This is a genomic window from Xenorhabdus bharatensis (assembly GCF_037996705.1).
GTDB classification, from domain to species: domain Bacteria; phylum Pseudomonadota; class Gammaproteobacteria; order Enterobacterales; family Enterobacteriaceae; genus Xenorhabdus; species Xenorhabdus bharatensis.
Genome location: NZ_JBBMXG010000001.1, coordinates 91,007 through 116,400 on the forward strand (window position 1 = coordinate 91,007; position 25,394 = coordinate 116,400).

Consider the following 25,394-nt stretch of genomic DNA (forward strand, 5'->3'; position numbering starts at 1 on the left):
TAAATAACAATCTCTCATAGGCCATTATTAATAGTATTTAATTTCTTATAGGTATTAATTTAAAAAATAGGTATCACAAATCACCATGTACTTGTAAGTTTTAAAGTTCGTTGTAGACTCTACAAAGTTAGGTTGATGCTGATTTAACTAACATTTCAGGAATTATCTATTGATATTAAGCGCATATACCTAACAGATTATTTCAACTAATGGCCAACAATAAGACTTTAAGGCCAACTACTTATTATTTGGATGATAACGAGGCGTACAATGAAGAAGACAACTATCGCAGTGGCCGTGGTAGTAGCAACTTTTGCAACTGTGGCTCAAGCTGCTCCAAAAGAGCATACTTGGTATGCAGGTACTAAGGTAGGTTGGTCCGACTACAGTAGAACAGGATTTAAAGATATCAATATTGCTAAAGTAGCAACAGGCAATGCTGACAAGAAAGATGCTCTGGGTGCCGGAGCTTATGTGGGTTATCAGGCAACACCATACATAGGTTTCGAATTAGGTTATGATTGGCTGGGGAAAATGACCTATAAATCTAAGATTAATGACGCCAGTTTCAAAAGCCAGGGTATTCAGCTTGCAATGAAATTGAGCGCCCCGCTGACAGACTCTTTAGATGCTTATACTCGTCTGGGGGGCATAGTATGGCATTCAAATGCTTCAGCAAAGTACAGCCACGAAAATAAAAGAAAAGACCATGTAAAAAATAATAGTACTGGTATTTCCCCACTAATCGCTCTCGGTGCTGAATATGCATTGACAAAAAATATTGCAACGCGTCTGGAATACCAATGGGCTCCAAGAGTTGGTCAGAGCGGAAGAGGCAGCCCAGATGCAACTATGCAAGATAGCAGCTCTTATTTAGGGCCTAAACCAAATAACGGATTGCTAAGCCTTGGTGTTTCTTATCGTTTTGGTCAGGATGAAGCTACACCTGCTCCTGCTCCTGTGATCCCGGCTCCGGTACCTGTTGTTGAAAACAAAAGCTTTACTCTGCGTTCTGATGTCCTGTTTGACTTCAGCAAATCAACATTGAAGGCTGAAGGTAAACAGGAACTCGATACCCTCTATAACCAATTGAGTAAAATTGACCCAAGTCAGGGGCATGTTGTCGTTCTTGGTTACTCTGACCGAATCGGTAGCCAACACTACAATTTACCTCTGTCCCAAAAACGGGCTCAATCCGTTGCTGACTACCTGATTGAAAAAGGTATTCCTGCGAACAGTATTCAGGCTGAGGGTCGCGGTAAAGAAGATCCAGTGACCGGCTCAACATGTGACAATATCAAAGCACGTTCTAAATTGATCTCGTGTCTGTCACCAGACCGCCGTGTTGTTATCAATATTCAGGGTACTCAAGAAGTCACAGTCCCAGCAAAATCTACCCTTTGATTTATCTACATTATTCATAAAATATAAACCTCATGTGTAAGCATGGGGTTTTATTTATTTCACCGTTTTTCAAAGACTATTTATCTAAAATCGCAGCTAAGTCCTGCTTTAAATTCAGTATTTGATGCGCATATTTCTCTTTATGTTCTGCATCTTCCAATAATTGTACAATTGTTTCAGATAAAGTATTACCACGGCGTCGGGAGAGATTTGAAAGACGCTGCCAGACATGAAAATCCAGGTCAATAGACTTTTTGCGCGAGTGCTGATGCTCGGCGTTAAAATGGCGCTTACGCCGTGCCCGGATAGTTTGCTTCATGCGGTTGGATAAAGCTTGATTCATATGCAGTGAGATCCATTGCAAAACCCTGACAGGTTCTCGCTCTAACTTTAACAATGCATTAATTGCATCCTGAGCTGCACTTTTTTCAAGATATTTAGTTATTTCTTCACCTTCTCGATGTTTTTTCACTAAATAAGCCCATTTCCAGCCACATTCCAGATTTTCCAATTGTTGATATTTCATTTGATCTCTCAGTGACAGCGTAACTTAAATTAAGCATAGCAATTATTTCTCTTAATTTCTCATAACAACACCGGATTATCGTATATTTTTCAGACAATCAATGAGATGGTACAAATATCGTTCCTTTCAAAGATTCTGGCATGTTGGTTCACAGCCTAATCTTGTATAATAAATGTTTCTTTTTCACTACATGTAGCTATCACTTTGACGAATATAAAATTAGACTGGCAATCATTACAGCCAAATAGTGTACCTTATCAATCACTTTTCAATTCTGTTTCTGAATCACCTTCCGTCACAATGGAGGTCATTCAACCCAGGCTGCACAATGGGCTAACACTTTTTTGTCAGGCCAATTTACGCCAATCTTTTATGCTAGTAAAAGCAGAAGAAAGTGATGCCTGCCTGGCTCTTTTATCCGATACAGTTTCTACACTATTACCAGAAAGCTATCCTGATGTTGGTGGTTATTATCAGATAGAACACCAAACCATTACATGGCATTCCTCCGGTGAAGGCCCTTTCTCGCCAAATCAAAGGGTTGCTTATCGCGAGTGGATTGAACCTGAACAATTATTTGGCAACATCTATACACACCAGAATGTGCTTCAACTCCAGCCGGGGCTTATTCATCAAGTTAATGGTGGTATTTTAATCTTATCCCTGCGCACGTTGCTATCCCAGCCATTAATGTGGGTTCGGCTCAAACAGATGATCATTCAACGGCGTTTTGACTGGCTACCACACAATGAAAACCACTCTCTGCCTCTGCCAGTGCCCTCAATACCGTTAGATTTGCGTTTGATCCTTGTTGGTGATCGCTTCAGCCTCGACGAGTTGCATACTATTGAGCCAGAATTGGCAAGCAGTGCTTTATACAGTGAATTTGAACCTGATATGCCATTTCATGAGGAAGATGATCTGGCGATGTGGTGCCGCTATGTAAGTGGATTCATTCAACAGCAAAAACTCCCTTCTTTGAGTCAAGATGCCTGGAGCGAGTTATTCAGGCAAGCTATCCGCTACACCGAAGATCAATTCAGTTTGCCTTTAGACATCCAGTGGCTGAAACAAACGCTGGAAACAGCCGCTAATTATCAGCAGGAAAATCAGATTACCCAGCATTCTCTGCAACAGGCAGAAGATAACCGGCGCTGGCGTCATAGCTATTTAGCTGAACGCAGTATGGATGAAATTCTGAAAGGCCAAATACTGATCCGAACCCAAGGTACTGTGATTGGTCAAATAAACGGATTATCTGTACTTGAATATCCGGGCCATCCAGATCCGATTGGTGAACCCTCTCGAATCAGTTGTGTTGCTCATTTGGGTGATGGCGAGTTTATTGATGTAGAGCGTAAAGTTGAACTGGGTGGGAATATTCACGCCAAGGGCATGATGATTATGCAGGCCTACTTGATTTCTGAGCTAAAACTGGATCAGCCTCAACCCTTTTCTGCTTCTATTGTATTTGAACAATCCTATGGCGAAGTTGATGGTGATAGTGCTTCATTAGCTGAATTATGTGCATTAATCAGTGCGCTGTCTCAACAGCCGATAAACCAGCAAATCGCGGTGACAGGAGCCGTCGATCAATTTGGTAATGTTCAACCGATTGGTGGCGTTAATGAAAAAATTGAAGGTTTTTTCCGTGTATGTCACTGCCGCGGGCTAACCGGTTCACAGGGGGTGATTATTCCGACAGCCAATGTGCAGCATCTATGTTTGCATCAGGATGTTATTAATGCGGTGAAAAATGGAGAATTCCATATTTGGACGGTAGAGCACGTATCCGAAGCTGCTTCATTATTGACAGACATCCCTTATTATGACGAACAGAAAGAACATCTGTTAGCTATGATATACGAGCGTATTACACAAATTAATAGTCAAGAACGTCCAAAATTGCCTTGGTTCTTACGCTGGTTGGGTTAGTATCTGGATATCTGATCGGAGTTGTTCAGCGTACAAGTGTACGCTATTCTCTACCCTTACCCAATAATAAGGCTATCTGAGTATATGTTTAAAAAACAAGAGTCCTACACTAAAGAAGAACTTCAAGCCTCTGGACAAGGTAAGTTATTTGGTGAAAATGGGCCACCACTACCTTCCGGTAATATGTTAATGATGGATCGCATCATTAAAATGACAGAAGATGGTGGCACTTATAATAAAGGGTATATCGAAGCTGAACTTGATATTAACCCCGACTTGTGGTTTTTCGGTTGTCACTTTTTCAAAGATCCCGTTATGCCAGGTTGCCTCGGTCTTGATGCAATGTGGCAGCTCGTTGGTTTCTTCATGGGCTGGCTTGGCGGTGAAGGTAAAGGTCGGGCGCTTGGTGTTGGTGAAGTAAAGTTCACTGGGCAAGTGTTACCAACAGCAAAAATGGTCACATATCGCATTAATTTTAAACGCGTCATAAACCGGAAACTGATTATGGGTCTGGCTGATGGCGAAGTGTTGGTTGACGGTAAACTTATCTATACAGCAACTGATCTGAAGGTAGGGATATTCAAAGATACCAGTAATTTTTGATTTTATTGCCCTGATGTCTACTTCCCTTCTCTTATACTAATCACCTCTGCACTATGGCAGAGGTGATTTGTTATTAAATTAACGGGTTATTGACTAAAGTCACAGAAATCAAACACGGTCTTCCATCGCCTGACGCCAGCCTCCCAGCCAGTGTGAACGGGCATCTAACGAATAGTAAGGGCAGTTTTCCCGCGGTCGCCCTAAAATACCAGCGTGATAGCCTCTGGAAAGTGCACGTGCCAAACGATCTCTTTTTTGTCGTTTCATGTCTTACTTCCTCACTTTCTTACTATGAAATAAAACAATGAATGTTTCTTATTCAGAAGGCTTCCTAGTGATACTCCTATCTGAAATGAAGATCAAGCAAAGAAAGCCGTAAAAAAGTTATAATTTGACGCCATGTCGGTGTGAGTGAATATCGTTAATAAAACCAGCTGTAATCTGAAAGATGACAGGCATTCATCCCAGCAATCATGCGGCTTTCTGTATTCCCTATTCTGCTTCCGTTCAACGAGGTAAAACAACCATTTGAATATCATATCCGGTGAGATCATAATCACCATCTGATACAGCAGGGCCAAAGCCGTAAGGATAACTGCTAATTCGTTATTGCTTGATTAACCATTTAGTGCCCTGATATTTCGATATTCCACTAAAAAGTGTCACAATAGCCCCATATTACTCCTGAGGCGTTATAAGACAGTTTTTTTATAGTTCAAGAATTATCTTTAAGACACTGAAAACACATGATACAGACACCCTCTTTTCGTTGTTCACTTTTACATCCCCGCTACTGGCTGACTTGGCTGGGTATCGGAATACTTTATTTATTAGTCTTACTTCCCTATCCGGCAATTTACTGGTTCGGAACCCGGCTTGGTCGACTCTCACAGCGCTTTTTAAAAAAACGGGCGAAAATCGCTGAACGTAATCTCGTTCTCTGTTTTCCCGATATGTCGCAGGAAGAACGAGATGAGTGGCTGGTCAAAAATTTTGAATCTGTGGGCATGGGATTACTCGAAACCGGTATGGCATGGTTCTGGCCTGATTGGAGAATAAAGCGATGGTTCAAGGTGACAGGACGGGAAAATATCCAGAAAGCACAGGCTACAGGCCAAGGGATCATAGTTATTGGGGTCCATTTCCTGACACTGGAATTGGGTGCCCGCATTTTTGGTATTCTGAATCCGGGTGTCGGTGTTTATCGACCAAATGATAATCCGGTTCTGGACTGGCTACAAACCTGGGGACGCTTGCGCTCCAACAAACTGATGCTGGACAGAAAAGATCTCAAGGGAATGATCCGCTGCCTGAAAAATGGTGAAATTGTCTGGTACGCACCAGATCATGATTATGGCCCGCGTAAAAGTGTATTTGCTCCATTATTCGCGGTTGAACATGCAGCAACAACAATCGGGGCTTCAATTCTGGTTCGGCTATCGAATCCTGTTCTACTTCCTTTTACTCCACGTAGACTACCCGATGGGAAAGGTTATGAGCTGATTATTCAACCTGCTGTAGAAAACTTCCCTGAAAAAGATGAAACAGAGGCTGCAGCATTTATGAATAAGATCATCGAGCAGGAGATCATGCAGGCACCAGAGCAATATATGTGGTTACATCGCCGTTTTAAAACGCGTCCCGAAGGTATGCCATCTTTATATGACGATAATACTCGCTAGATACCCAGTCTCTTTCAAGTTATGCCTTTCTTGGCTGCAAGCCATTGCATATAAATCATCATAACTTCAAAAAATCAGGCTATCACACCAAAAGTGACAGCCTGATTTCTATAAAATATTAATCATTAAGTTAAATATGTGACTCAATGAACTATCTAATAAGCCCCTCCGCAGGCATCCACGATCTCCATATTGGAATAGCCATTTCCCCACTTTTGTTCCAGTTTTTGTCTGGTTTCCCGGTAGCATTTACGTTGGGAGGAACGATTCCAGTCATTCATATTTGCCCGGTCTTTGTCATGATAAGGGAATTTCATTTTTTGATTATCCCAATCATAAGAAAACCCGAGATGTGCTTTTGAATCATCTTTTCGGGCGTATTTATATTTATCCGCTTCTTCTTCCCGTTTCTCAACCTGCGCGTTGTCTCGTGCCAACTTATCAACCTGCCAGTTGTTAGTACCCAACCCTTCTCTTTTTTTCAGGTATTCTTCCGGCGTTTTGTTATCAGCAGGTATATGACTTTTATAGCTAAAATCATGCGCGAACGCCTGAGAACAGCCAATTACCATAAGAAAAAACAGGCTGGTAATCCTTTTGAACTGCATAAATATCCTAGTGTGATTATAACTAAAAATCATTATTTAATAGGCATTTTCTACTGAGATCAACTACCAGTTATAGGTAGTTAGTAAGCCAAAAACAAATACTCCTTTACAATCAAAAGCAATTTCAACATGCTAGCTGCGATTTTTTATGTAAAGTGAGTTTATGATGTCTGCATACCCTATTTATCATGTCGATGCTTTCACAGAAAAAAACTTTTCCGGCAATCCTGCTGCCGTTGTCTTACTGGATGAATGGCTGTCAGATGAGGTACTTATCGCTATCGCTGCTGAAATTAATCTTTCAGAAACAGCTTTTTTGGTCGGTAATCACCTGCGTTGGTTTACGCCCAAAATTGAAGTGAATTTATGTGGGCATGCCACACTGGCAACAGCTTTTGTTCTCGTTGAAAAATGTTCATATCAAAATAAATTAATGACATTTAAGACCCGTTCCGGTGATCTGCATGTTACTCATCAGGATGGCGTTTTTACACTAGATTTCCCTGCTGCTGATTGTCAGGAAGAAACTTCTCTGCTCCCTGTCATTCAGGATGCTCTGGGGCAAAAGGTCAAAGCAGTATTTGCTTCCCATGATCGTTATATCTGTGTATTGGATTCTGCTGAGCAAGTCCGCCATATTCAGCCTAATTTCGATAAAGTCGCTTCCCTTCCTTTACCGGGGCTTGCCATTACTGCTCCCGGCGATTCATCCGTTGACTTTGTTTCGCGCCATTTTTCTCCGGCCAAAGGCGTGAATGAAGATCCTGTCACGGGTTCAACACATTGTGTTTTAGCACCTTTCTGGAGTGCAAGGCTTAATAAACCTATCCTTCGCGCGCATCAGTTATCTGAACGGGGTGGTGATATCTTGTGTGAGGTACAAGGAAAACGTGTTTATTTGACAGGAAAAGCTAAACTATTTTCTTACGGTCAAATTGTGCTTTAAATCAATTATCACCTTACTTCTAAAAGTAAAAATTAAAAAAAGCAATAAGGAAAGATATGACTCAGTTGTATATGTTTTATCTTGGTGGCAATGCCGGAAAATCCAATATCGAAGTGCATGATGTCCAGTTTGTTGCTGTCAATAAGGTTGAAGACGCCTATCCCGCATTACGCGATGTGTGGTTTGGTGATAAAGATAAACTTCATCTGGATGGCTATATGCCTGTCAAATGGGCGGATGGTTATGACATTTCTCTCAGTAAAAGTGAATTCTCCGAGGATTTACGACTGTATTTTGTAAACGTAGGAGGTTATCAAAAAAATTCACTGGCAGAAGCCCATGAATACGGTTTTTTTGTTGGCCGTACAGCTGAAGAAGCAAAAGAAAAAGCAAAAAAATATTTGCTTACCGGCTATGATCAATTACATAAAGATAATTTGAAAGATGTTGATGATTGCCTGCTTCTGGGGCAAATAAGTGGCTACTATATTCATCTGACTGAAAACCCTAACGGGCGACCAGATAAGCCTGAGTGGCAGGGCTATCGCCCCATCGGTATCTAATAAAAATGAGTCAGCAACTTCATACTTTGCTGACTCTGCTAACGTCAAACCAGCAGTAAGTTAAAATCGTTAACGCAGATTATCCACTAATAAATCTGAATTAATCTCCGTGACAGATTTCGCTCCCGTCAGTGTCATAGCAACCCGCATTTCTTTATCAATCAATTCTAATAAGTTGGAAACTCCCGCTTCCCCCGCTGCTGCCAGAGCATAAGCAAAGGCTCTTCCCAACAAAACACTATCAGCACCCAATGCAAGCATTCTGACTACATCTAACCCTGTGCGAATACCTGAGTCAGCCAAAATAGTAATGTCATTTTTAACAGCATCTGCAATCGCCGGTAAAGCTCTGGCACTAGAGAGAACACCATCCAGTTGCCGCCCGCCGTGATTGGAAACAACAATACCATCAGCACCAAAACGAACGGCATCTTTAGCATCTTCAGGATCAAGGATACCTTTAATAATCATAGGCCCTTGCCAAAAATCGCGTATCCACTCTAAATCTTTCCATGATATAGCAGGATCAAAATTGCTCCCTATCCAACCGATATAATCTTCCAACTGAGTCGGTGTACCACGGTATAGGGATATATTGCCGAGATCATGAGGTTTTCCCATGACTCCAACATCCCACGCCCAACGCGGGTGGGTTATTGCCTGTAAAAAGCGCCGTATCGCTGCATTCGGGCCACTCATTCCTGAATGAGCATCGCGATAGCGAGCACCGGGAACAGGCATATCAACAGTAAATACCAGATTCTTAACACCGGCTGCCTTTGCCCTTTCCAGAACATTGCGCATAAAACCACGATCTTTTAACACATAAAGCTGAAACCATATCGGCTGTCCGATTGCTGAAGCCACTTCTTCAATCGGGCATACAGATACCGTAGATAAAGTGAATGGAATGCCTTTTTTAGTCGCAGCACGTGCCGCCTGTACTTCTCCACGGCGAGCATACATGCCACTTAACCCTACCGGAGCTAATGCCACAGGCATTGATATCTTCTCACCAAATAAACACGTTTCCAGATTCAGTTCAGACATGTCTTTCAACACGCGCTGACGTAGCTCAATATGGGATAAATCTTCGGTGTTACGTCTCAGAGTGTGTTCTGCATAGGCTCCACCATCAATATAATGAAACAGGAAAGGGGGTAGCTTATCCTGTGCCGCAGCCCGGTAATCAGTTGAAGCGGAAATAATCATGACCTTCACCTCTGCCCAAAATAAAATTGACGGCAATAATATTGTTCTGACCGATCATATTGCCCATGACCAGCACATCAGGCAACGTAACGCGAAACATAAAAATAGATAAGCCTGTTCCACAAAACATCTTTTTTATCTGATGGCTGATGATAGTTTAGGCAAAATAACAGAAGTAAAGCGGGCTGATACTGTTTAACCAGATACCATTGCTTTCAGGGCATCATAAACAGGCAGCAGGCGGATGAAACCTTCCTTGTCGAGAAAATGCCCGGCATTCTCAATACTAATAATTTCAGTTTGTAATGAATTAGCAAGAGCATGGGATGATTCGGGAGATACAATTTCATCATTAGAAGAAATGATAGAAACGCGGTGGGCTGCTACTTCCCTTAAAAATGCATAATTCAATGGCTGAACAGCGAAACTGTCTAACTCCGGCATGGAACTCTGCGCAGAATCGCACCCTGCAACAAGAATATACCCTCCAATTTTATCGGTCGTATCTTTGATTGCTTCTAAGTGACGAAGTAAAGTCACACACCCAAGACTATGACCAATAAAAATGGTATTACCATCAACATAGGGTGCAATCTCCATTAATTTTCCGGCCCACGCTTCCGGCGTAGGCGATAACGACTCAGGCATTTCCGGTACAATGACCTCTGCACCTTGTTCAGTCAGCACTTCTTTTAACCAGGGAAACCAATTTGATGAAGGTGAAGCAGTATAACCGTGAATAATGACAACTTTTTTACCAGAAAACATAACCAGATCCTTTATTATTGATGGTGTCATTAATTTTATCCAAATGAAAAATAGTGTCCGTTATATTCTGTATTCACTCACCCTCAATTTTTAATTTTTCGCGCACAGCCATTAAAGCGAAGCCGAGTAAGTTCAAACCATTCCATGCTAATGGATTGTAAATATCGGGATTATCCTCTGCCATTCCTATACCCCAAATCCGATCAACAGGACTGGCTTCTACTAATACTTTATCTTCCGTCTGCAATAAAAATGCCTTCATTGCCGGATGTTGAGAAAATTTAGCTACATTTCCATCAATAACAATCTTTGACCGATGCTCGTTCCAAATTGATTGGTTAAACCCTCTCACTTCCCGACCATAAGATTTCGCGGCTCCCGGATTTTTTGCATTAATAATCTTTTCCATTGTAGCAAAATCATTAAATAACCGGGCCTTCCCAGCCATCATATAATGTTCTGCACTAGTGTAATTAACTCCATCTACAACAAATTCCGCAGGATACCACTGGCTTAAACACGATTTAGTGGTGTGTTCAGTATGATGGGTTTTATGCCCCCAGAAAAAGAGATATTTAATATCCTCTTTTGACTGGTAAAGCTTACATAGCGTTTTAATATCCATATTATTTCTCTGTAGTAAATATTAGTCATGTCACTTCAGCACAACCCACTGAAATGACACTTATTTTATAATCGGCCACACAAAATTTAAATGCATTGAAAGTAAATTTTACATTCCGATACACCAGATTTATAAACACTTCAATACTATTGGTTAAAATCGACAATCAGGAATCCTAAAATTAGTGCAGTTAGAATCGATCTTAACGATTGTCCCATATTTTTCGGCAAGCCGACATCTAAACGAATCTCTGATGAAAGTAACCTGCGAGCTGTTAAACAAATTCGGTGGAGAAATACTGCCATTGGCCTGACAGGATGTAATGTATGAAAAAGAAAATTTTCTTGTTAGATACGCTTCCAGGAACGCTATTCGAAAAGGAAATAAATGGCTATTTCTCTCCTGATATTGAATTAGTCATTAACATTCCTGACGATATTCAGAGAAATAGTCAGAATCACAACGATCGCTTTGAGCGAGTTAATATTAATACGCAAAACGCACAACAAATACTTTCGGTAGCTAAACGTTTTGGTGGATTTCATGCTATAAAATTGAGAAAAAATATTCCTCTCAGAAGGAATTTATTGTGCAGCTTAGTTGGAAAAGAACTTATTACCCCATTACAGGTGATTGGCCAAGCGGGAGTTGGGCTAAATCACATCGATATTCAAGCTGCAGAATCACTTAAAATAGAAGTGATTAACACTCCTGCTTCAAATGCAACTGCTGTTGCTGAATTCACCTTATTACAAATGTTGGCTCTATTACATCAAACAGACTGGCATCAACGACAAATGCGCGGAGGCATTTGGACGAAAACCATACGACCATCATCAAACTCATTGAGTGATGTCAAAATAGGGTTGGTTGGCAGTGGCGCAATTTCTCAAGCCCTATTATATCTGTTAAAACCTTTTGCTCCTCAAGTGACAATCCTAGGCAGCCATCGATTCACTGATAAAAATGCAGAAGCTCTGGGTGTTCGTCGAGCCAACAATATTAAATCTTTACTTATTGATAACGATATAATTTCTTTACATCTCCCGCTAAATGCTGAAACGCATTATCTGATTAATAGTGCCACTCTTCCTTATTTTCGAAAAGGAGCCTACTTGCTTAATATGGCGCGTGGTGGTTTGATCGATGAAAAGGCTCTCGCATCATTCATGCAACAAAATCCAAGTTGGATCTCCGGTGTTGCTCTGGATACTTTCGAAAATGAAGGAGAGAGCTTTTCTACACCAATGAGGGATTTTGATGAAGCTCTGCTGACACCTCACATCGCGGGCTAAACCTCCTCAGCCATATTAAACTCAGCACTAAAGATTCAACAGGCCATTCTGTCCAATCTGGGATTGAAGTAGTATAAGGATCTCGGATACCTCATAAGCCTGCTATTCTGATTAACGTGTATTGTTATTTCATCTTTTGAGAGGCTTTATGCTATTACAAATAATAATGGCTGCACTCGGGCCTATTGTTTTAGGTTTAGCAGTAGGTTGGCTGTCCGGTAAATATGGATTGATAAAACGTGAATATTCACAAGCATTTGCCGACTTTGTTGTTAAGATTGCCTTACCTTTTGCTTTATTTCTCGCAGCCGCAAAAGCACCACCATCAATACTACTGAATATTAACTACTTATTAACGTTAGCTGTCGGGCTAATTGCTTCTTATATTATCGGTTTCTTTGCGGGTAAAATTCTCTTCCGCCATGATAAAAAAGATGCTGCCATGCAGGCATTATCCGTTTCATTCCCGGATATGGCTTACTGTGGGCCACCGGTATTACTGGCAACCGTCGGTTCATCCGGCCTGATTGCCATGATACTTGGGAATTTGATCTATACCATTATTATTATTCCTTTCACTTTGCTGATGATAAGTGACAGACAGCAAAATAGCAGTGTTTTTAAATCGGTTGGAAAAGCCATTGCTCAACCATTAGTGTTCTTACCAATTCTGGGGGCACTGTTGGCAATTTTTGGCGTCAAGCTACCGGAAATTTTGCAAAACTCCGTCGATGAATTAGGTAAAACGGCGGGTGGTGTTGCCTTGTTCTTTCTCGGCTTGTTGCTCTCAGGCATTAAATTAAAGATCAATGTTGAAATCGTTTTTAATGTCTTCGTGAAAAACTTTGTGCAGGCAGCTTTAGTCCTGGGTACAGGTATCGCATTAGGTCTTCAAAGCGATATGCTGAAATCGGCATTTATTATCGGCTTTTTGCCAACCGCAACGGCAGTTCCTGCTCTGGCAATCACTAATAAAGCCTACACAGATACTTCCGCAGAAACCGTATTACTCAGTACTCTTGCTGCCCTTATCTCTATTATCGGTGGCATTACTATCGTAGAAATGTTGTAACTCAACTACAGATCATTGTACTCAATAAAATATTAGCGATTTTAGCGAAATATTTTTCAAATCGTTCTGCCAGCCGAAAAGCGCAGAACCGTCGATAGTGTAATATTTAAACATGTTTTCCCTCAGCAATGCTGAGGGATGACCCAGTAAATGAACAGACGGAGTGATTAATTATCCCACTGGGGAGCAAGGCCTTCCGGGTTAACGATACGTTCATTACACTCAAGAGCAGCAATAGCGGCCATATCATCTGCATCAAGTTTCAATGCGGTAGATTTTAAGTTACTCGCTAAATTCTCTTTCTTAGTTGAAGAAGGGATCACGCTATACCCTAATGACATTGCCCAAGACAAAATAACCTGTGCAGAAGTAGACTGGTGTTTTTCAGCGATGCGACCGATAACTTCATCATGAATGGCTTTACCATAAGCTAAGGTCATGTAAGAAGTGATATGAATACCATGCCTTTGCGCCCAAGCTGTTACATCACGGTTTTGTAGGTAAGGGGAAAGCTCAATCTGGTTCGTGGCAATATGTTCAGCACCTACCGCATCAATAGCCTGTTGCATCAGATCAATGGTGAAATTTGAAACGCCGATTTCACGTGTTAATCCCATTTCCTTGGCTTCCAACAACGCATTCATTGTTTCTGCAACACTAACCATGTTCTTTGGTGACGGCCAATGAATGAGTGTCAGATCAACATAGTTCGTGCGCAGTTTCACAAGACTCTCTTTGAGGCTTGGTATCACGTTTTCTTGGCTCAGGTTTTCTGTCCAGATTTTTGTCGTAATATAAATGTCTTCACGGGCAATGCCACTTTCTTCTATAGCTTGGCCTACCGCGGCTTCATTTTCATAAATCTGCGCAGTATCAATCGCGCGATACCCCAGCTCAAGCGCGTTTTTTACCGATGCGATGACAACATCATCTTTCAGACGAAAAGTACCTAATCCAAATGCAGGAACGGACATAATAAAATCTCATATCGTTAATGTTTAATTCGGATTTTATTATCATGAGATCGTTTACTCTGAAAAAGAGCAATAAATGCAGAAGTCTTTTGCGTTTACTGCAACAATACTGGAATTTCCGTCGAATTTTGTCAGGATCACTTACTGCTTAACTTTCTTCCGATAACAAATACAGCAGCCAGACCAATCAGATCAATGGTCACTAACGTGCCTGCAAATACCATTTCACCTCTGAACGCAAAAAATGTCGCAATAATTAAGATAAACATCGCAATGGAAAACCCCATCCACTGCCCTCTTTTCTCTTTTTTTATCATGCCATCCAGCGCTAACCTATTATTGTCATACTGAAATTTTTGTTCTTTCTCCCTGAATAATAATATTCTTTCAGTGCTCCCAGGCAATATGGATTCGTAATCCCTTAATACATCGGGAGGAGGCAAAGGCCCAATGCAGCCCGAATATGCCTGATTTTCCAAATTCTTTTTATTATCCAAAATTTCCTGATAATCATTTGCGGGCATAATATCAAAAATACTCCCCATTGCACTGAGATAATAACGAATGTGATAAGCCATATTTTCTCCGAAAGAATATACACAAAAAAGATGAGAATAAAATCAACTAACTCATTAACAAGAATCAATAATTAATACTGCTTAAACTTATTCTTTTGCTGAACCAGATAGTTTCTGGCTCGGAAATGGCCGACACTCTTCCGCTTTATAACTCCCGTCCTCCTGACGAATAAGAAATATTTTTCGCCCGGCACGTAATGCCTTACTAATAGCTGTTTGATGTACTCCAATTAAATCCGCTGTTTTCGACTGACCATTTTGTTTTACATATTCTGATAATGAAATCTTTTCCATATATGCCTCCTGTTTTTCTGAATAATATCCAAAGTATTAAATATTTCAATACTTTTAGTATTTACTATTTTAATAGCATTGGTATTAAAATGAGTTTTATGAAAAAGAAACTCACAGCAGAACAACTTGCAGATGCCAAACGCTTAAAAGACATATACGTGTCAAAGAAGAAACAGCTCGGTATCTCTCAGGAAAAATTCGCAGATGAACTTGGCAAGAGCCAAGGAGCAATCTCGCATTATCTCAATGGTACAAATGCGCTTAATTTGGAAATAGCCGCTTATTTCGCCAATAAATTAGAGGTCACAATCACCGATTTCAGCCCTACATTGGATAAACAAGCAAAACAACTCTTAACGGCCGTTTATGGCAAAAATATTGCTCTGGTTGAGAAACCTGATACCCACAAACAATACCCGTTACTTGACTGGGCAGAAGCCGGTAATTGGTGTGAAGAACCCGTATTGCACTACAGTATTAAACAGCAGTACGACAGCACTGTTGAGTGTTCACACCATGCTTTTTGGCTGGAAGTAAAAAATGATGCTATGGCTTCACCGAATGGAATCAGCATCCCGCAGGGGATGATTATTTTAGTCGACCCGGAAGTAAAACCCCTCGCCAATAAATTAGTGATTGCAAAACTTGAGGGTGAAGAAAAATTAACGTTTAAACAATTAATTACAGAAGGATATGATACATATCTTAAGCCACTGAATCCTCAGTACAGTATGATACCTCTCAGTGATAATATTCATATTTTGGGGGTGGTCGTGGAAGCAAGAATGGCGAAATTACCCTAAAGCATAAAATTATTTATACACAATGGATTTCAAAATGCATCGCGGCGGTAAAGGAATGACAAATTCGTCGGGAACGAGTTTGCCCAGCCAAAAGCCGGCCACCGCGAAGTGCATACTTTAATAAAACAAGGTAAGTCCTATAATAAATATCAGACCGGAGAAAAGAAGCGCGGTGATGCAGTAACCCATGATGTCACGCACCCCCAATCCTGCAATAGCCAGTGCCGGTAGTGCCCAGAATGGTTGCGCCATGTTCATCCATTGCTCACCGTACGCAATCGCCATAACCGATTTACCTAAATCCGCCCCCAAAGCTTCAGCCGCAGACATGACAAACGGCCCCTGAATCACCCAGTGACCACCACCAGACGGCACAGCAAAGTTAATCAGTGCGGAACTTAAAAACGTCAGCATCGGGAATGTGTCTTTGTTGGCAACATTGATAAAAAACTCAGTGATAAGCCTGCCCAATCCTGAACCTTCCATCATCAGCTGAATACCGGCATAAAAAGGAAACTGCACCAGAATACCCGCTGTACTTTTCGCCGCTGCACTTATCGCACGCATATACGCCATCGGAGTTTTATGTAGTAATAAACCCATCAGCAGGAAAATCATGTTGACAGTGTTGATGGTAATATTAAAACCATTGCTGAAGAAATATATGCCGAGGTAGGTAAATCCCAGTATCCCGATAAGCCCTGCAATAATACGGCTTTCCTCCATACGCTCAGATAAGGACGCATTTTCTGGTAATTTTTTCTGATAATCAGGCTCTTCTTCCAGCAGTACTGGGTCGATTATCACAATATCCTCTTTCTTCGGCATCATCCTACGGGTGACAAACGGCATCACAACGATAAGGCTGAGAGTGATAAAAATATTGTAACGGGTAAATAAGGTCTGGCTAATGGGTATGAGGCCTGAAATATGTTCAACCGGATTACCGGGAGTTGCCGCCAACAACGGCATTGAACCGGAAAAACCGCCTCCCCATGTCAGAAAACCAATGTAAGCACAAGCAATCAGCAGCGGGTAATCAGAGCCGGGTATCCTACGCGCTACTTCACGGGCAAACATCGCGCCGACAACCAGACCGAATCCCCAATTAATCACACAGGCAACAGAGCCAAAAAAAGTCACCAACATCACTCCCTGAGCAGGAGTTGTTGCCAGTGAAGCAGTCAGCCTCAGGAGACGCTTAACCGGGGCGGAACTTGCCAGTGCATGCCCCGTGACTATAATCAGCTCCATCTGCATTCCGAAAGCAAGTAAGTTCCAGAAACCATCCCCCCACATTCTCACCAGATCCACAGGTGTGCTAGGCGTCAACGATAGCGCAATGATAAAGGTCAGTATGGTGAGTAGCATGGCAAAGATGAGAGGATCAGGCAGATAACGACTAACAATCCGTGTCATTATACGAGAAATGCGGCCTATCATAGCCCCTCTCCGACCACATCAAGAGGCATTGTTTTCACGTCAGGAGAGATAATAAATTCGGCCTCAGTTTTCGCCTTGATAGTGTCAATGTCTATACCCGGCGCACACTCAGAGAGTATCATCTGTTTGTTTTCAAATCGGAATACTGCAAGCTCCGTGATTAGTGTATTCACCACATTAACGGCTGTCAGCGGTATAGTACATTCACGCATAATTTTAGCTGAACCATCTTTTGCACAATGTTCCATTGCAATAATCACCTTACGAGCACCAGTGACCAAATCCATTGCCCCCCCCATACCCGTTATCCTTTTTCCCGGTATCAACCAATTAGCCAGATTTGCATTCTGATCAACCTGCAAGCCCCCCAGTACACTGACGTCAATATGACCACCCCGGATCAGTGCAAAAGAAAAAGCACTATCAAACATAGAAGCTCCCGGCAATACACCACAAGGTTGCCCTCCTGCATTCACCAAATCTTTATCAGCTTGTGTCACAGGCCCCAAACCGAGAAAACCATTTTCGGACTGTAAGGTAATATGCACTCCTTCTGGCAAATAGTTCACCACCTGAGTCGGGAGACCAATACCAAGGTTAACGACATCTCCATCGTTCAATTCAAGGGCTACGCGTCGAGCGATAAGTTCTTTGACGTCCATAGTTAATTCCCTCTTTATTTAACAATGAGATAATCAATAATGGCACCCGGTGTGACAATATGATCCGGGTCGAGAGAACCGACAGGAACAATTTCATCCGGTTCTGCAAATGTGGTATCTGCGGCCAATGCAATAAGCGGGTTAAAATTACGGGCGCTGAGATGATAAGTCAGATTACCGAAGGTATCGGCTTTATGGGCCTTAATCAGAGCCAGATCAGCATATAATGGAAGCTCCAGAAGGTATTCACGGCCATTGATCTCTTTCTTTTCTTTTCCTTCTTCCACCATTGTTCCCACACCAGTTGGAGTGAAAAAACCACCCAATCCCGCACCGGCGCAGCGGATCCGTTCAGCCAGTGTCCCTTGTGGTATCAGTTGTACTTCCATTTCACCGGAAATCATGCGACGGCCCGTTTCAGGATTAGTTCCGATATGAGAAGCAATGACTTTTTTTACCCGGCCATGGACAATCAATGGCCCAAGGCCGATATTAACGAGCGCAGTATCATTGGTAATGAGAGTCAAATCTTTTACCCCTGTATCGAATAACGCTGTAATTAAATGTGGTGGAGTGCCAACCGCCATAAATCCGCCAACCATAATCGTCATTCCATCACAGAAAAATTCTTTTGCCTGCTCAATCGTTATTTGTTTATTTTTCATGTTGCTTTCCTTATTAAGAAAATCCGCTTCAACAATGAAATAATAAAGTGGATGAAAAAATATTAAATTTTAAATTTTTCACTAACAATAGAATAATTAAGGCAACAAAGTTTATTGAATATATCTAAATTGATAGAAACTCGTTTATTATGAGGTAATAAAATTTATGCAATGAGAAACTTACGATATGAAAATCCCAGCCGAAAAAATAATTTTAAAAACAAATAATTGGGTTGTTAATCATAGGATTGATTCATCCCTTCCTGGCTATGTGATACTACAATCCAGTCATAACCACATAGCTCTTTCTGACTTATCAAACAAAGCCATACAGGAAATGGGAATTCTGATGGGATATATTGAAAAAGCCTTAAAAAAATTTATTTTTCCAAAGCACATCTATATATACACAATGGATTTCAAGATGCATCGCGGCGGCAAGAGAGTGAATCCCTGGGAGCATAGATAACTATGTGACCGGGGTAAGCGAGCGCAGCCAACAAAGAAGCAGCTTGAAAGACGAAGTGTATAGGAAGATACGGTCATACACCCAATACCACCATTTCACTTTCATTTCATTCCTGTATCACAATGGGTATTGAATTTATTCTGGCGTGAATTTTGTGAAAGAGAAATTTCACCACCAGTGCAAGGAATTTCTGTTGCTGAGATTATTTCAGCACTGAAAATAGAACTAAAAGATGCGATAACCATTTCTTGAGAGGGAAATCATTCAGTAAATTTAATTTAATAATCAACATGTTGACTATCTAATGTTTAACATTATCATTGCTGAACATTACACATATTGCATTCAAATTTATAAAAAAAGAGAGCTATTTATTATCTGTTTATTGTATGCAGGCTTTATGTAACATATATTATATCAAAGTATGTTTTCACACACCCTCATTTGCTTCTTATTATTCCTTCACCCTCCTTGCCTCCCGGGAGGGCTTTTTGTTATATATATCCTCCTTCCTTTGAATATTCTCGCTTTCTATTATACCTCTATTATAAATTAAGTATTTATAAATTAATGATTTTGTTATAAACACTCATATGTATTACTGAATAAAACACATTGATTTTATAATAGTGATTTAATATAACGCATTAATAAATTTACTATTTTTACAGTTAAGTACGGAAAATAGGAATTTTATCATGAATATTAAAAATCCATTATTGTTAGTGGGATTGACAGCTTTATTCTCTACTCCTCTATTCGCTAATACTGATTCTCAGAGTCGCCATGGCTATATAGAAAATCCTCCAAGCAGAGCACTTCTGTGTAAAAAAGGTATCAATAAAAATTGTGGGCCTGTCATGTATGAACCCCAATCTGTTGAAGGCCCAAAGGGATTTCCTCAAGCAGGGCCACCTGATGGTCAAATAGCCAGTGCGGGTGTCGGGCAGTTCAAACAACTCAATGAACAAAGTGAAAATCGTTGGCATCACGTCCCGATCAATAAAGGACAAAATACATTTAAATGGCATTTAACTGCCCGACACAGTACGACATCATGGCAGTTTTTTATAACTAAACCTGACTGGGATCCGAATAAACCTCTTGCTCGCGCGCAATTCGACCTAACCCCTTTCTGCACACAAGAAGATCATGGAAAACGGCCACCACAGGAAGTGAATATTAACTGTGAGGTTCCTGAACGCTCAGGCTATCACGTTATCCTTGGCGTCTGGACAATCGCTGATACGCCCAATGCTTTCTATCAGGTCATTGATGCTGATATAAAATAGTTATCTGGGATATTAATTATGTGCTGGTGAAAGAGCCAGCACATGATAAAAACATTTTTTGTTCAGCTTTTCGACGGGCCAGTAACGCGGCTAATTCGTGCCCGTTGGCCTGATCCCATTTCAGAAATTCCTGAGCAGCCCCTTGATAATTACCCTCATTCAATTTCTTCAGTAACGTTGAACGAAGAAAATTACCAATGCCTACGTTAAAAATGAACGAGCATAACGCATCGAATTGCCCCTGTGTTAAAGCTACCTTAACGAATCGTTGCAAGACTGCATAAATAGGGGTTAAATCTTCTAGTAAAAATGCTTCCGCTTGTTGGCTAGTAATCACCTGACCGGGAACAACTCCTTTTGTATGTCCATAACCTATAGTCCAAGGCTCTGCACCTGTCGCAGGATCTGGATAGGCTTTTAGCCTCAGGCCCTCATAACTTTTTATTGCATTGATACCATTTTCACTGATTTCCATAAGCTCCCTCCAATAGTTTAACTCACTATCAGGTTAAAACTTATTCTGTTGGATAAAGTATAGACAGATTAAAAAATTATACGCTTATGCCACAGTGCAAATAGCGAGAAATCAATGGGTTATGGTTACAGAACCAATCAATTAAAACTTTAATTTCAATTGGTTATATGAAATTACAAAAATATTTTAAATTTTAAAAAAATAATTTAATAAATACCTTGACTCTTTTCTGTTTGTGCATAAAATGCCACTCAGAATTTAGATTTTCGTGAAGTAAATCACAATTTATAAACTCTGAAAGGAACCCATCATGAAATCTGTAAAATCTTTCTTCTCCAATGTACATTGTGTTGTTATTCGTCTGTCAACAAAACGTTTCATGTAAAAAACTATGCTAATGATGAGAAAATAAGCCAGTTAAAATAAAAAACTGGCTTTTTATCGTTCAATTCTCAAAATAGTCTGACTGACTCTTTAAATTTTACTAATCACAATGTGAACTATCACATTAGATTGAAAGGCAGGATTCAGATGAATGGCTATGAGGACAGTAGCAATAACCAGAAGAATGACTCAGTGATTCATAACATCTTATGATAGGAGTCCATTAACCACATAGGCTAATTCAGCCCAATAATTTGATTTTTTTAGGTAAGTTTTATTCAATATTACTCATTGTTTTTTAACGCAGTACTCTAAAGAAAGAATATAAGCCCCTTTTAGGCTAGGAATATTTATTTTAGAAATAAAAAACTCATTTTTACCCGGTCTAAAATACCCCAATCCATAACTTTTCCCGCCATATATTAAAGTATTTTCACCCATCTCTAAGAGCTCTTTTTTATTTAAGATGCCAAATTTAGTGATAAGGGTTAATCTAGGACTGACAAATTCTTCAGGTTTTATTTCATGAATAACAAAACTCGCATTTTTATAGGAAACTGTAGCTGTATCCTGATTTTCAGGAAAAAAATACATCCCGCCACTTCTGAGCGTAGCATTATTCAATTCCTTATTTATTTTACATAAATATTCACCATCATAAGGTGATTTTGCTTCAGCGGTATTATATATAGCGGTAACTACACCGACCATCATGACAATCACAACCAACCGTACTCCCATCATAGGCTCCTGACAATCTTCGTAATGGTATATACTCGTCGTCTTTTAAGTTGCCTCATTTTCTGGCTGCACTCTGCCTATGGTGATCATGGTTATAAACATGCAGCCATAAACACATAGTTATTTATCGATGCTTCAGAAAATTTATTCTTTTGCTACTGCAATACAGTTTAAGGTATCTCAGCATAAAACACTTTTATATAATCAATAGATTAAAAAAATCCATAACGAAAACATTAAGATTAGATTAGCATTTACCAAAGAGCAAGGATGAAACAAAAAAGCATAACAATATATGCGATTAAAATACTAAACTTCATCCAAAATAGATATTACCTCTAATTTATATTAATCATGGCATATACTCGATAAACTTCAAGTTACAACGGATAATATGAGGCGATTTATTATATCTTCCCGCATCGCGGGGAGATATAACACACATCTTGAAGTTGAATTAGTATAGAATTCCCAAAGAGCATCATTGATAATAATTTTCCATTATTATCAATGGGTTAATTTATTTAATAAAGATATGAAATGGAATTATATTCAATAAAAACTGAGAGTTATATCTTGGGATAAAAGGAGAAAAGGTGAAAACAAGCTCAATCGATGGCTAATTTTCGATGATATTTTAATACATCTCTGGTCACCATATTTTACAAATAAGATGACCGGGTGAATGTAGCCAAAAAAGAGAGAAATTAAAGAGTGTAATTCGTTCTTATTGTTTTACGAGTCTGTATTTAATATAAAAAAACAATAATATTAGATATTAATGAAAATTTCACAAAATCATATCACGAATAATTACACTATTAGTTTTTAGGATTTGTGAAAATACTTTTCAACTAACGCATAAATAATTGCGATAGTTTCTATATCAGAGATCCCATCATAATTTGATTGGCGAAAATGCATTTGAAATGCTTTAATTAAATTTTTAAAGCCGTCATTATCATTCAAATCAGGAGTATCATAGCCATATTGGCTGAATTTTTCCAAAATGTCTGCTCTTTCAGGGAAACATTGGTTAAACTCTTTAATATATTTTTGTTTTACCTCTTCGTCATACCATGCTCCTACTCCTGCTTCATATAACTCTTTCCACGGAAATGCCGGACCCGGATCACTTTTTCTGCCCACCGCAATATCAGAATGCCCGATCACATGGGTCGGGGTAATATCCGGATATCGCTGTAGTATATTAACGGCTAACTCCTTGATCGCATTAACCTGATCCGAATGATACGGTGGAAAAGTTATAACACCACAATTATCACTGGCTTCATTAACAATTTCTATACCGATAGATGTATCATTCAGGTTATTTCGCCCTGACCAACTACTCATTCCCGCATGCCAGGCTCTTTCATACTCATCAACCAGATTAAATATACGAACGCAGTCAAATCCTGCTGCTTTATAGGTTTGATCATCCGGGTTAGGCACTAAATAATGCACACTGACTCCTTCCCCCGTCAATGCCTCAATAGATTTTTCGAAATTTAATGCAGTGTAATGCATCACTAAAAAACGGGGACGTCGATTAAAACTTTTGAGTGAGCGGTATGAATTATAATCAATTTTATACATAGATATACGCCTTACCTTTTACTTATCTTATCGGTTAAATTGTTTTTAAATGAAGTACTCCACCAAAAATAGCAGAGAATTAAATCCTGATAGATTAAAATTACATAAAATATCGATAATCACTGAAATAACTAAAATTACTTTTCTGACACAGTCGATATTCAGTAATAATTGAATAGTATTTATAAAGATAAGTGAATTAATAACAAGAAGCAATGTAGAAGAAAGGTAAACTATGAGAAAAAAATAAGCATATCAATTCATACCTCTAATATACTTACTATTAATAATGGCATTAATATTGAACGGCAGTAAAAATTTACAATTTTTCTGCCTTATCTACCGGATAAAAATTACCATCAATATCCAATCAAGGCTCAATTTCAATATCAGAAAGGGGATAACAACTGCAAGGTAAAATCTCACCCTCATTTACAAATGCCAATGGCTTACAAGGATACCCTACCTTCCCTTTTAACAATCGAACACGACAAGAACCGCAATATCCCTCGCGACATTGATATTCAATCTGTACTTTGCCTTGTTCTAACGCTTCCAACAGATTACTGTGAAGACTGGAAGAGTAATAGACAGATAATCCCTGCCTCAAAGGCAGGGTAACTTTGTAATCAGCCATATCAGAGTTCGAAACCGCTGAGATCCTCAGTATTGACTTCCGAATCAATCTGACCAACCAAATAAGAGCTGACTTCGACTTCCTGCGGAGCCACCTGAACATTGTCAGAAACCAACCATGAATTGATCCAAGGAATTGGGTTTGAGCGGATTTCAAATGGTAACTTCAAGCCTACAGCCTGCATGCGAATATTCGTAATATATTCAACATACTGACTCAGAATATCTTTATTCAGGCCAATCATCGAGCCATCTTTAAACAGATACTCGGCCCATTCTTTTTCCTGTTCAGCCGCCTGTACAAACAGGTCATAACACTGCTGTTCACACTCCTGTGCAATTTCTGCCATTTCAGGATCATCCTGACCAGAGCGCAGCAGGTTCAGCATGTGCTGAGTTCCTGTTAAATGCAGAGCCTCATCACGAGCGATCAATTTGATGATTTTTGCATTGCCTTCCATCAATTCACGTTCAGCAAACGCAAATGAACAAGCAAAGCTGACATAGAAGCGAATCGCTTCCAGCGCATTGACACTCATCAAACATAAATAAAGCTGTTTTTTCAGTGCGCGCAAACTCACTGTGATTTCCTGACCCGCAACATTATATGTACCCTCACCCAGCTGGTGATAGTAATTGGTCATTTCAATCAGATCATCGTAATACTTCGAAATATCTTGCGCTCGTTTCAGGATCTGCTCATTTGTCACAATATCGTCAAATATCATAGCAGGATCATTCACAATATTACGGATAATATGAGTGTAAGAACGCGAATGAATTGTTTCTGAAAACGACCATGTTTCAACCCATGTTTCTAATTCTGGGATTGAAATCAGTGGCAGGAATGCTACATTCGGGCTACGGCCCTGAATAGAATCCAGTAACGTCTGATATTTCAGATTACTGATAAAAATATGTTTTTCATGATCCGGCAACGCATTGTAATCGATGCGATCACGGGAAACATCAACTTCCTCCGGACGCCAGAAAAACGAGAGCTGTTTTTCAATCAGCTTTTCAAAAATAGGGTACTTCTGTTGATCATAACGCGCTACATTCACAGGTTGGCCGAAAAACATCGGCTCCTGTAACTGATCATTTTTTACTTGCGAAAAAGTAGTATAGGACATAGTTTCC

At 40.0% G+C, this 25,394-nt stretch carries 28 protein-coding genes; 11 read left to right on the plus strand and 17 right to left on the minus strand.

Translation table 11 applies throughout. The features are described from left to right. Nucleotides 1–270 precede the first annotated feature (270 nt). Nucleotides 271–1,404: a porin OmpA gene (ompA, locus tag AAC855_RS00425; RefSeq protein ID WP_340607697.1), complete on the plus strand. Its 1,134-nt coding sequence runs from the start codon at nucleotides 271–273 to the stop codon at nucleotides 1,402–1,404. A gap of 76 nt (nucleotides 1,405–1,480) precedes the next feature. Here the strand turns inward: ompA and matP are convergent, their stop codons facing one another. After that, nucleotides 1,481–1,930 (minus strand): macrodomain Ter protein MatP, encoded by a 450-nt coding sequence (gene matP / locus AAC855_RS00430; RefSeq protein ID WP_340607698.1) that lies wholly within the window; start codon nucleotides 1,928–1,930, stop codon nucleotides 1,481–1,483. Between the two features lie 204 nt (nucleotides 1,931–2,134). On the opposite strand from matP, the gene AAC855_RS00435 reads away from it, so the two are divergent. Further along, nucleotides 2,135–3,865, plus strand: coding sequence for an AAA family ATPase (locus AAC855_RS00435; RefSeq protein WP_340607699.1), 1,731 nt, complete (start codon nucleotides 2,135–2,137; stop codon nucleotides 3,863–3,865). Nucleotides 3,866–3,949: 84 nt separating this feature from the next. Beyond that, on the plus strand, nucleotides 3,950–4,468 hold the full coding sequence (gene fabA / locus AAC855_RS00440; RefSeq protein WP_086956222.1) for a bifunctional 3-hydroxydecanoyl-ACP dehydratase/trans-2-decenoyl-ACP isomerase: 519 nt from the start codon (nucleotides 3,950–3,952) through the stop codon (nucleotides 4,466–4,468). A gap of 108 nt (nucleotides 4,469–4,576) precedes the next feature. Here fabA and rmf read toward each other — a convergent pair whose 3' ends face one another. Continuing rightward, entirely contained in the window at nucleotides 4,577–4,735 is a 159-nt protein-coding gene (rmf, locus tag AAC855_RS00445) for a ribosome modulation factor (protein ID WP_340607700.1), read from the minus strand. Nucleotides 4,736–5,214: 479 nt separating this feature from the next. Between rmf and AAC855_RS00450 the strand changes: the two genes are divergently transcribed. Continuing rightward, the gene (locus AAC855_RS00450; protein WP_340607701.1) at nucleotides 5,215–6,150 is read left to right on the plus strand and encodes a Kdo(2)-lipid IV(A) acyltransferase; all 936 of its coding nucleotides are present in this window, start codon (nucleotides 5,215–5,217) and stop codon (nucleotides 6,148–6,150) included. Between the two features lie 155 nt (nucleotides 6,151–6,305). On the opposite strand, the gene AAC855_RS00455 is transcribed toward AAC855_RS00450, so the two are convergent. Next, complete coding sequence (locus tag AAC855_RS00455) at nucleotides 6,306–6,758, minus strand: hypothetical protein (RefSeq protein ID WP_340607702.1); 453 nt, start codon at nucleotides 6,756–6,758, stop codon at nucleotides 6,306–6,308. Nucleotides 6,759–6,924: 166 nt separating this feature from the next. Here AAC855_RS00455 and AAC855_RS00460 point away from each other — a divergent pair, with 166 nt between their 5' ends. Both AAC855_RS00460 and AAC855_RS00465 read left to right on the plus strand, forming a co-directional pair. After that, nucleotides 6,925–7,704: a PhzF family phenazine biosynthesis protein gene (locus tag AAC855_RS00460; protein ID WP_340607905.1), complete on the plus strand. Its 780-nt coding sequence runs from the start codon at nucleotides 6,925–6,927 to the stop codon at nucleotides 7,702–7,704. Between the two features lie 56 nt (nucleotides 7,705–7,760). Next, the gene (locus AAC855_RS00465) at nucleotides 7,761–8,267 is read left to right on the plus strand and encodes a DUF1543 domain-containing protein (RefSeq protein ID WP_340607703.1); all 507 of its coding nucleotides are present in this window, start codon (nucleotides 7,761–7,763) and stop codon (nucleotides 8,265–8,267) included. A gap of 69 nt (nucleotides 8,268–8,336) precedes the next feature. On the opposite strand, the gene lldD is transcribed toward AAC855_RS00465, so the two are convergent. The 3 genes from lldD to AAC855_RS00480 all read right to left on the minus strand — a co-directional run bounded on the left by lldD (nucleotide 8,337) and on the right by AAC855_RS00480 (nucleotide 10,872). Continuing rightward, the gene (gene lldD, locus AAC855_RS00470) at nucleotides 8,337–9,479 is read right to left on the minus strand and encodes an FMN-dependent L-lactate dehydrogenase LldD (protein ID WP_340607704.1); all 1,143 of its coding nucleotides are present in this window, start codon (nucleotides 9,477–9,479) and stop codon (nucleotides 8,337–8,339) included. A 195-nt stretch (nucleotides 9,480–9,674) separates the two neighbouring features. Further along, nucleotides 9,675–10,247: an RBBP9/YdeN family alpha/beta hydrolase gene (locus AAC855_RS00475; RefSeq protein ID WP_340607705.1), complete on the minus strand. Its 573-nt coding sequence runs from the start codon at nucleotides 10,245–10,247 to the stop codon at nucleotides 9,675–9,677. A 73-nt stretch (nucleotides 10,248–10,320) separates the two neighbouring features. Continuing rightward, the gene (locus AAC855_RS00480; protein ID WP_340607706.1) at nucleotides 10,321–10,872 is read right to left on the minus strand and encodes an NADAR family protein; all 552 of its coding nucleotides are present in this window, start codon (nucleotides 10,870–10,872) and stop codon (nucleotides 10,321–10,323) included. A gap of 326 nt (nucleotides 10,873–11,198) precedes the next feature. On the opposite strand from AAC855_RS00480, the gene AAC855_RS00485 reads away from it, so the two are divergent. Both AAC855_RS00485 and AAC855_RS00490 read left to right on the plus strand, forming a co-directional pair. Continuing rightward, on the plus strand, nucleotides 11,199–12,167 hold the full coding sequence (locus tag AAC855_RS00485) for an NAD(P)-dependent oxidoreductase (RefSeq protein WP_340607707.1): 969 nt from the start codon (nucleotides 11,199–11,201) through the stop codon (nucleotides 12,165–12,167). A gap of 148 nt (nucleotides 12,168–12,315) precedes the next feature. After that, entirely contained in the window at nucleotides 12,316–13,239 is a 924-nt protein-coding gene (locus AAC855_RS00490) for an AEC family transporter (RefSeq protein WP_340607708.1), read from the plus strand. Nucleotides 13,240–13,406: 167 nt separating this feature from the next. On the opposite strand, the gene dkgB is transcribed toward AAC855_RS00490, so the two are convergent. From dkgB to AAC855_RS00505, 3 genes are all read right to left on the minus strand, one after another. After that, entirely contained in the window at nucleotides 13,407–14,213 is an 807-nt protein-coding gene (gene dkgB / locus AAC855_RS00495) for a 2,5-didehydrogluconate reductase DkgB (protein ID WP_340607709.1), read from the minus strand. Nucleotides 14,214–14,350: 137 nt separating this feature from the next. Next, nucleotides 14,351–14,791, minus strand: coding sequence for a DUF2335 domain-containing protein (locus AAC855_RS00500; protein WP_340607710.1), 441 nt, complete (start codon nucleotides 14,789–14,791; stop codon nucleotides 14,351–14,353). Between the two features lie 87 nt (nucleotides 14,792–14,878). Continuing rightward, nucleotides 14,879–15,085, minus strand: a complete 207-nt coding sequence (locus AAC855_RS00505; protein WP_340607711.1) for a Cro/CI family transcriptional regulator — start codon at nucleotides 15,083–15,085, stop codon at nucleotides 14,879–14,881. 98 nt (nucleotides 15,086–15,183) lie between these two features. Here AAC855_RS00505 and AAC855_RS00510 point away from each other — a divergent pair, with 98 nt between their 5' ends. After that, a complete protein-coding gene (locus AAC855_RS00510; RefSeq protein WP_340607712.1) occupies nucleotides 15,184–15,888 on the plus strand; it encodes a LexA family protein in 705 nt (234 codons plus the stop codon). Nucleotides 15,889–16,005: 117 nt separating this feature from the next. Here AAC855_RS00510 and AAC855_RS00515 read toward each other — a convergent pair whose 3' ends face one another. The 3 genes from AAC855_RS00515 to atoD are packed head-to-tail and all read right to left on the minus strand — an operon-like array spanning nucleotide 16,006 to nucleotide 18,658. After that, a complete protein-coding gene (locus AAC855_RS00515; RefSeq protein ID WP_340607713.1) occupies nucleotides 16,006–17,331 on the minus strand; it encodes a TIGR00366 family protein in 1,326 nt (441 codons plus the stop codon). Next, nucleotides 17,328–17,993 (minus strand): 3-oxoacid CoA-transferase subunit B, encoded by a 666-nt coding sequence (locus AAC855_RS00520; protein ID WP_340607714.1) that lies wholly within the window; start codon nucleotides 17,991–17,993, stop codon nucleotides 17,328–17,330. The genes AAC855_RS00515 and AAC855_RS00520 overlap by 4 nt, the downstream gene beginning before the upstream one ends. Before the next feature lie 14 nt (nucleotides 17,994–18,007). After that, nucleotides 18,008–18,658 (minus strand): acetate CoA-transferase subunit alpha, encoded by a 651-nt coding sequence (atoD, locus tag AAC855_RS00525; protein WP_340607715.1) that lies wholly within the window; start codon nucleotides 18,656–18,658, stop codon nucleotides 18,008–18,010. Nucleotides 18,659–18,845: 187 nt separating this feature from the next. On the opposite strand from atoD, the gene AAC855_RS00530 reads away from it, so the two are divergent. Further along, nucleotides 18,846–19,127: a hypothetical protein gene (locus tag AAC855_RS00530; protein ID WP_340607716.1), complete on the plus strand. Its 282-nt coding sequence runs from the start codon at nucleotides 18,846–18,848 to the stop codon at nucleotides 19,125–19,127. A 698-nt stretch (nucleotides 19,128–19,825) separates the two neighbouring features. Next, nucleotides 19,826–20,419 (plus strand): lytic polysaccharide monooxygenase, encoded by a 594-nt coding sequence (locus tag AAC855_RS00535; RefSeq protein ID WP_340607717.1) that lies wholly within the window; start codon nucleotides 19,826–19,828, stop codon nucleotides 20,417–20,419. A gap of 16 nt (nucleotides 20,420–20,435) precedes the next feature. Here AAC855_RS00535 and AAC855_RS00540 read toward each other — a convergent pair whose 3' ends face one another. From AAC855_RS00540 to nrdB, 5 genes are all read right to left on the minus strand, one after another. Then, on the minus strand, nucleotides 20,436–20,894 hold the full coding sequence (locus AAC855_RS00540; protein WP_340607718.1) for a lysozyme: 459 nt from the start codon (nucleotides 20,892–20,894) through the stop codon (nucleotides 20,436–20,438). A 672-nt stretch (nucleotides 20,895–21,566) separates the two neighbouring features. Further along, entirely contained in the window at nucleotides 21,567–22,022 is a 456-nt protein-coding gene (locus tag AAC855_RS00545) for a hypothetical protein (RefSeq protein WP_340607719.1), read from the minus strand. Between the two features lie 825 nt (nucleotides 22,023–22,847). Continuing rightward, nucleotides 22,848–23,618, minus strand: a complete 771-nt coding sequence (locus AAC855_RS00550) for an N-acetylmuramoyl-L-alanine amidase (RefSeq protein ID WP_340607720.1) — start codon at nucleotides 23,616–23,618, stop codon at nucleotides 22,848–22,850. Nucleotides 23,619–23,988: 370 nt separating this feature from the next. Further along, entirely contained in the window at nucleotides 23,989–24,255 is a 267-nt protein-coding gene (gene yfaE / locus AAC855_RS00555; protein ID WP_340607721.1) for a class I ribonucleotide reductase maintenance protein YfaE, read from the minus strand. A 1-nt stretch (nucleotide 24,256) separates the two neighbouring features. After that, complete coding sequence (gene nrdB / locus AAC855_RS00560; RefSeq protein ID WP_340607722.1) at nucleotides 24,257–25,387, minus strand: class Ia ribonucleoside-diphosphate reductase subunit beta; 1,131 nt, start codon at nucleotides 25,385–25,387, stop codon at nucleotides 24,257–24,259. Nucleotides 25,388–25,394: the final 7 nt, after the last annotated feature.

Coding starts and splice junctions, on each gene's coding strand:
- lldD (WP_340607704.1), bottom strand. CDS start 9,479: ATGATTATTTCCGCTTCAACTGATTACCGGGCTGCGGCACAGGATAAG.
- AAC855_RS00480 (WP_340607706.1), bottom strand. CDS start 10,872: ATGGATATTAAAACGCTATGTAAGCTTTACCAGTCAAAAGAGGATATT.
- AAC855_RS00510 (WP_340607712.1), top strand. CDS start 15,184: ATGAAAAAGAAACTCACAGCAGAACAACTTGCAGATGCCAAACGCTTA.
- AAC855_RS00465 (WP_340607703.1), top strand. CDS start 7,761: ATGACTCAGTTGTATATGTTTTATCTTGGTGGCAATGCCGGAAAATCC.
- rmf (WP_340607700.1), bottom strand. CDS start 4,735: ATGAAACGACAAAAAAGAGATCGTTTGGCACGTGCACTTTCCAGAGGC.
- AAC855_RS00530 (WP_340607716.1), top strand. CDS start 18,846: ATGAAAATCCCAGCCGAAAAAATAATTTTAAAAACAAATAATTGGGTT.
- AAC855_RS00550 (WP_340607720.1), bottom strand. CDS start 23,618: ATGTATAAAATTGATTATAATTCATACCGCTCACTCAAAAGTTTTAAT.
- atoD (WP_340607715.1), bottom strand. CDS start 18,658: ATGAAAAATAAACAAATAACGATTGAGCAGGCAAAAGAATTTTTCTGT.
- AAC855_RS00455 (WP_340607702.1), bottom strand. CDS start 6,758: ATGCAGTTCAAAAGGATTACCAGCCTGTTTTTTCTTATGGTAATTGGC.
- AAC855_RS00460 (WP_340607905.1), top strand. CDS start 6,925: ATGTCTGCATACCCTATTTATCATGTCGATGCTTTCACAGAAAAAAAC.
- matP (WP_340607698.1), bottom strand. CDS start 1,930: ATGAAATATCAACAATTGGAAAATCTGGAATGTGGCTGGAAATGGGCT.
- ompA (WP_340607697.1), top strand. CDS start 271: ATGAAGAAGACAACTATCGCAGTGGCCGTGGTAGTAGCAACTTTTGCA.
- nrdB (WP_340607722.1), bottom strand. CDS start 25,387: ATGTCCTATACTACTTTTTCGCAAGTAAAAAATGATCAGTTACAGGAG.
- fabA (WP_086956222.1), top strand. CDS start 3,950: ATGTTTAAAAAACAAGAGTCCTACACTAAAGAAGAACTTCAAGCCTCT.
- AAC855_RS00505 (WP_340607711.1), bottom strand. CDS start 15,085: ATGGAAAAGATTTCATTATCAGAATATGTAAAACAAAATGGTCAGTCG.
- dkgB (WP_340607709.1), bottom strand. CDS start 14,213: ATGTCCGTTCCTGCATTTGGATTAGGTACTTTTCGTCTGAAAGATGAT.
- AAC855_RS00520 (WP_340607714.1), bottom strand. CDS start 17,993: ATGGACGTCAAAGAACTTATCGCTCGACGCGTAGCCCTTGAATTGAAC.
- AAC855_RS00450 (WP_340607701.1), top strand. CDS start 5,215: ATGATACAGACACCCTCTTTTCGTTGTTCACTTTTACATCCCCGCTAC.
- AAC855_RS00515 (WP_340607713.1), bottom strand. CDS start 17,331: ATGATAGGCCGCATTTCTCGTATAATGACACGGATTGTTAGTCGTTAT.
- AAC855_RS00535 (WP_340607717.1), top strand. CDS start 19,826: ATGAATATTAAAAATCCATTATTGTTAGTGGGATTGACAGCTTTATTC.
- AAC855_RS00545 (WP_340607719.1), bottom strand. CDS start 22,022: ATGATGGGAGTACGGTTGGTTGTGATTGTCATGATGGTCGGTGTAGTT.
- AAC855_RS00500 (WP_340607710.1), bottom strand. CDS start 14,791: ATGGCTTATCACATTCGTTATTATCTCAGTGCAATGGGGAGTATTTTT.
- yfaE (WP_340607721.1), bottom strand. CDS start 24,255: ATGGCTGATTACAAAGTTACCCTGCCTTTGAGGCAGGGATTATCTGTC.
- AAC855_RS00490 (WP_340607708.1), top strand. CDS start 12,316: ATGCTATTACAAATAATAATGGCTGCACTCGGGCCTATTGTTTTAGGT.
- AAC855_RS00475 (WP_340607705.1), bottom strand. CDS start 10,247: ATGTTTTCTGGTAAAAAAGTTGTCATTATTCACGGTTATACTGCTTCA.
- AAC855_RS00540 (WP_340607718.1), bottom strand. CDS start 20,894: ATGGAAATCAGTGAAAATGGTATCAATGCAATAAAAAGTTATGAGGGC.
- AAC855_RS00485 (WP_340607707.1), top strand. CDS start 11,199: ATGAAAAAGAAAATTTTCTTGTTAGATACGCTTCCAGGAACGCTATTC.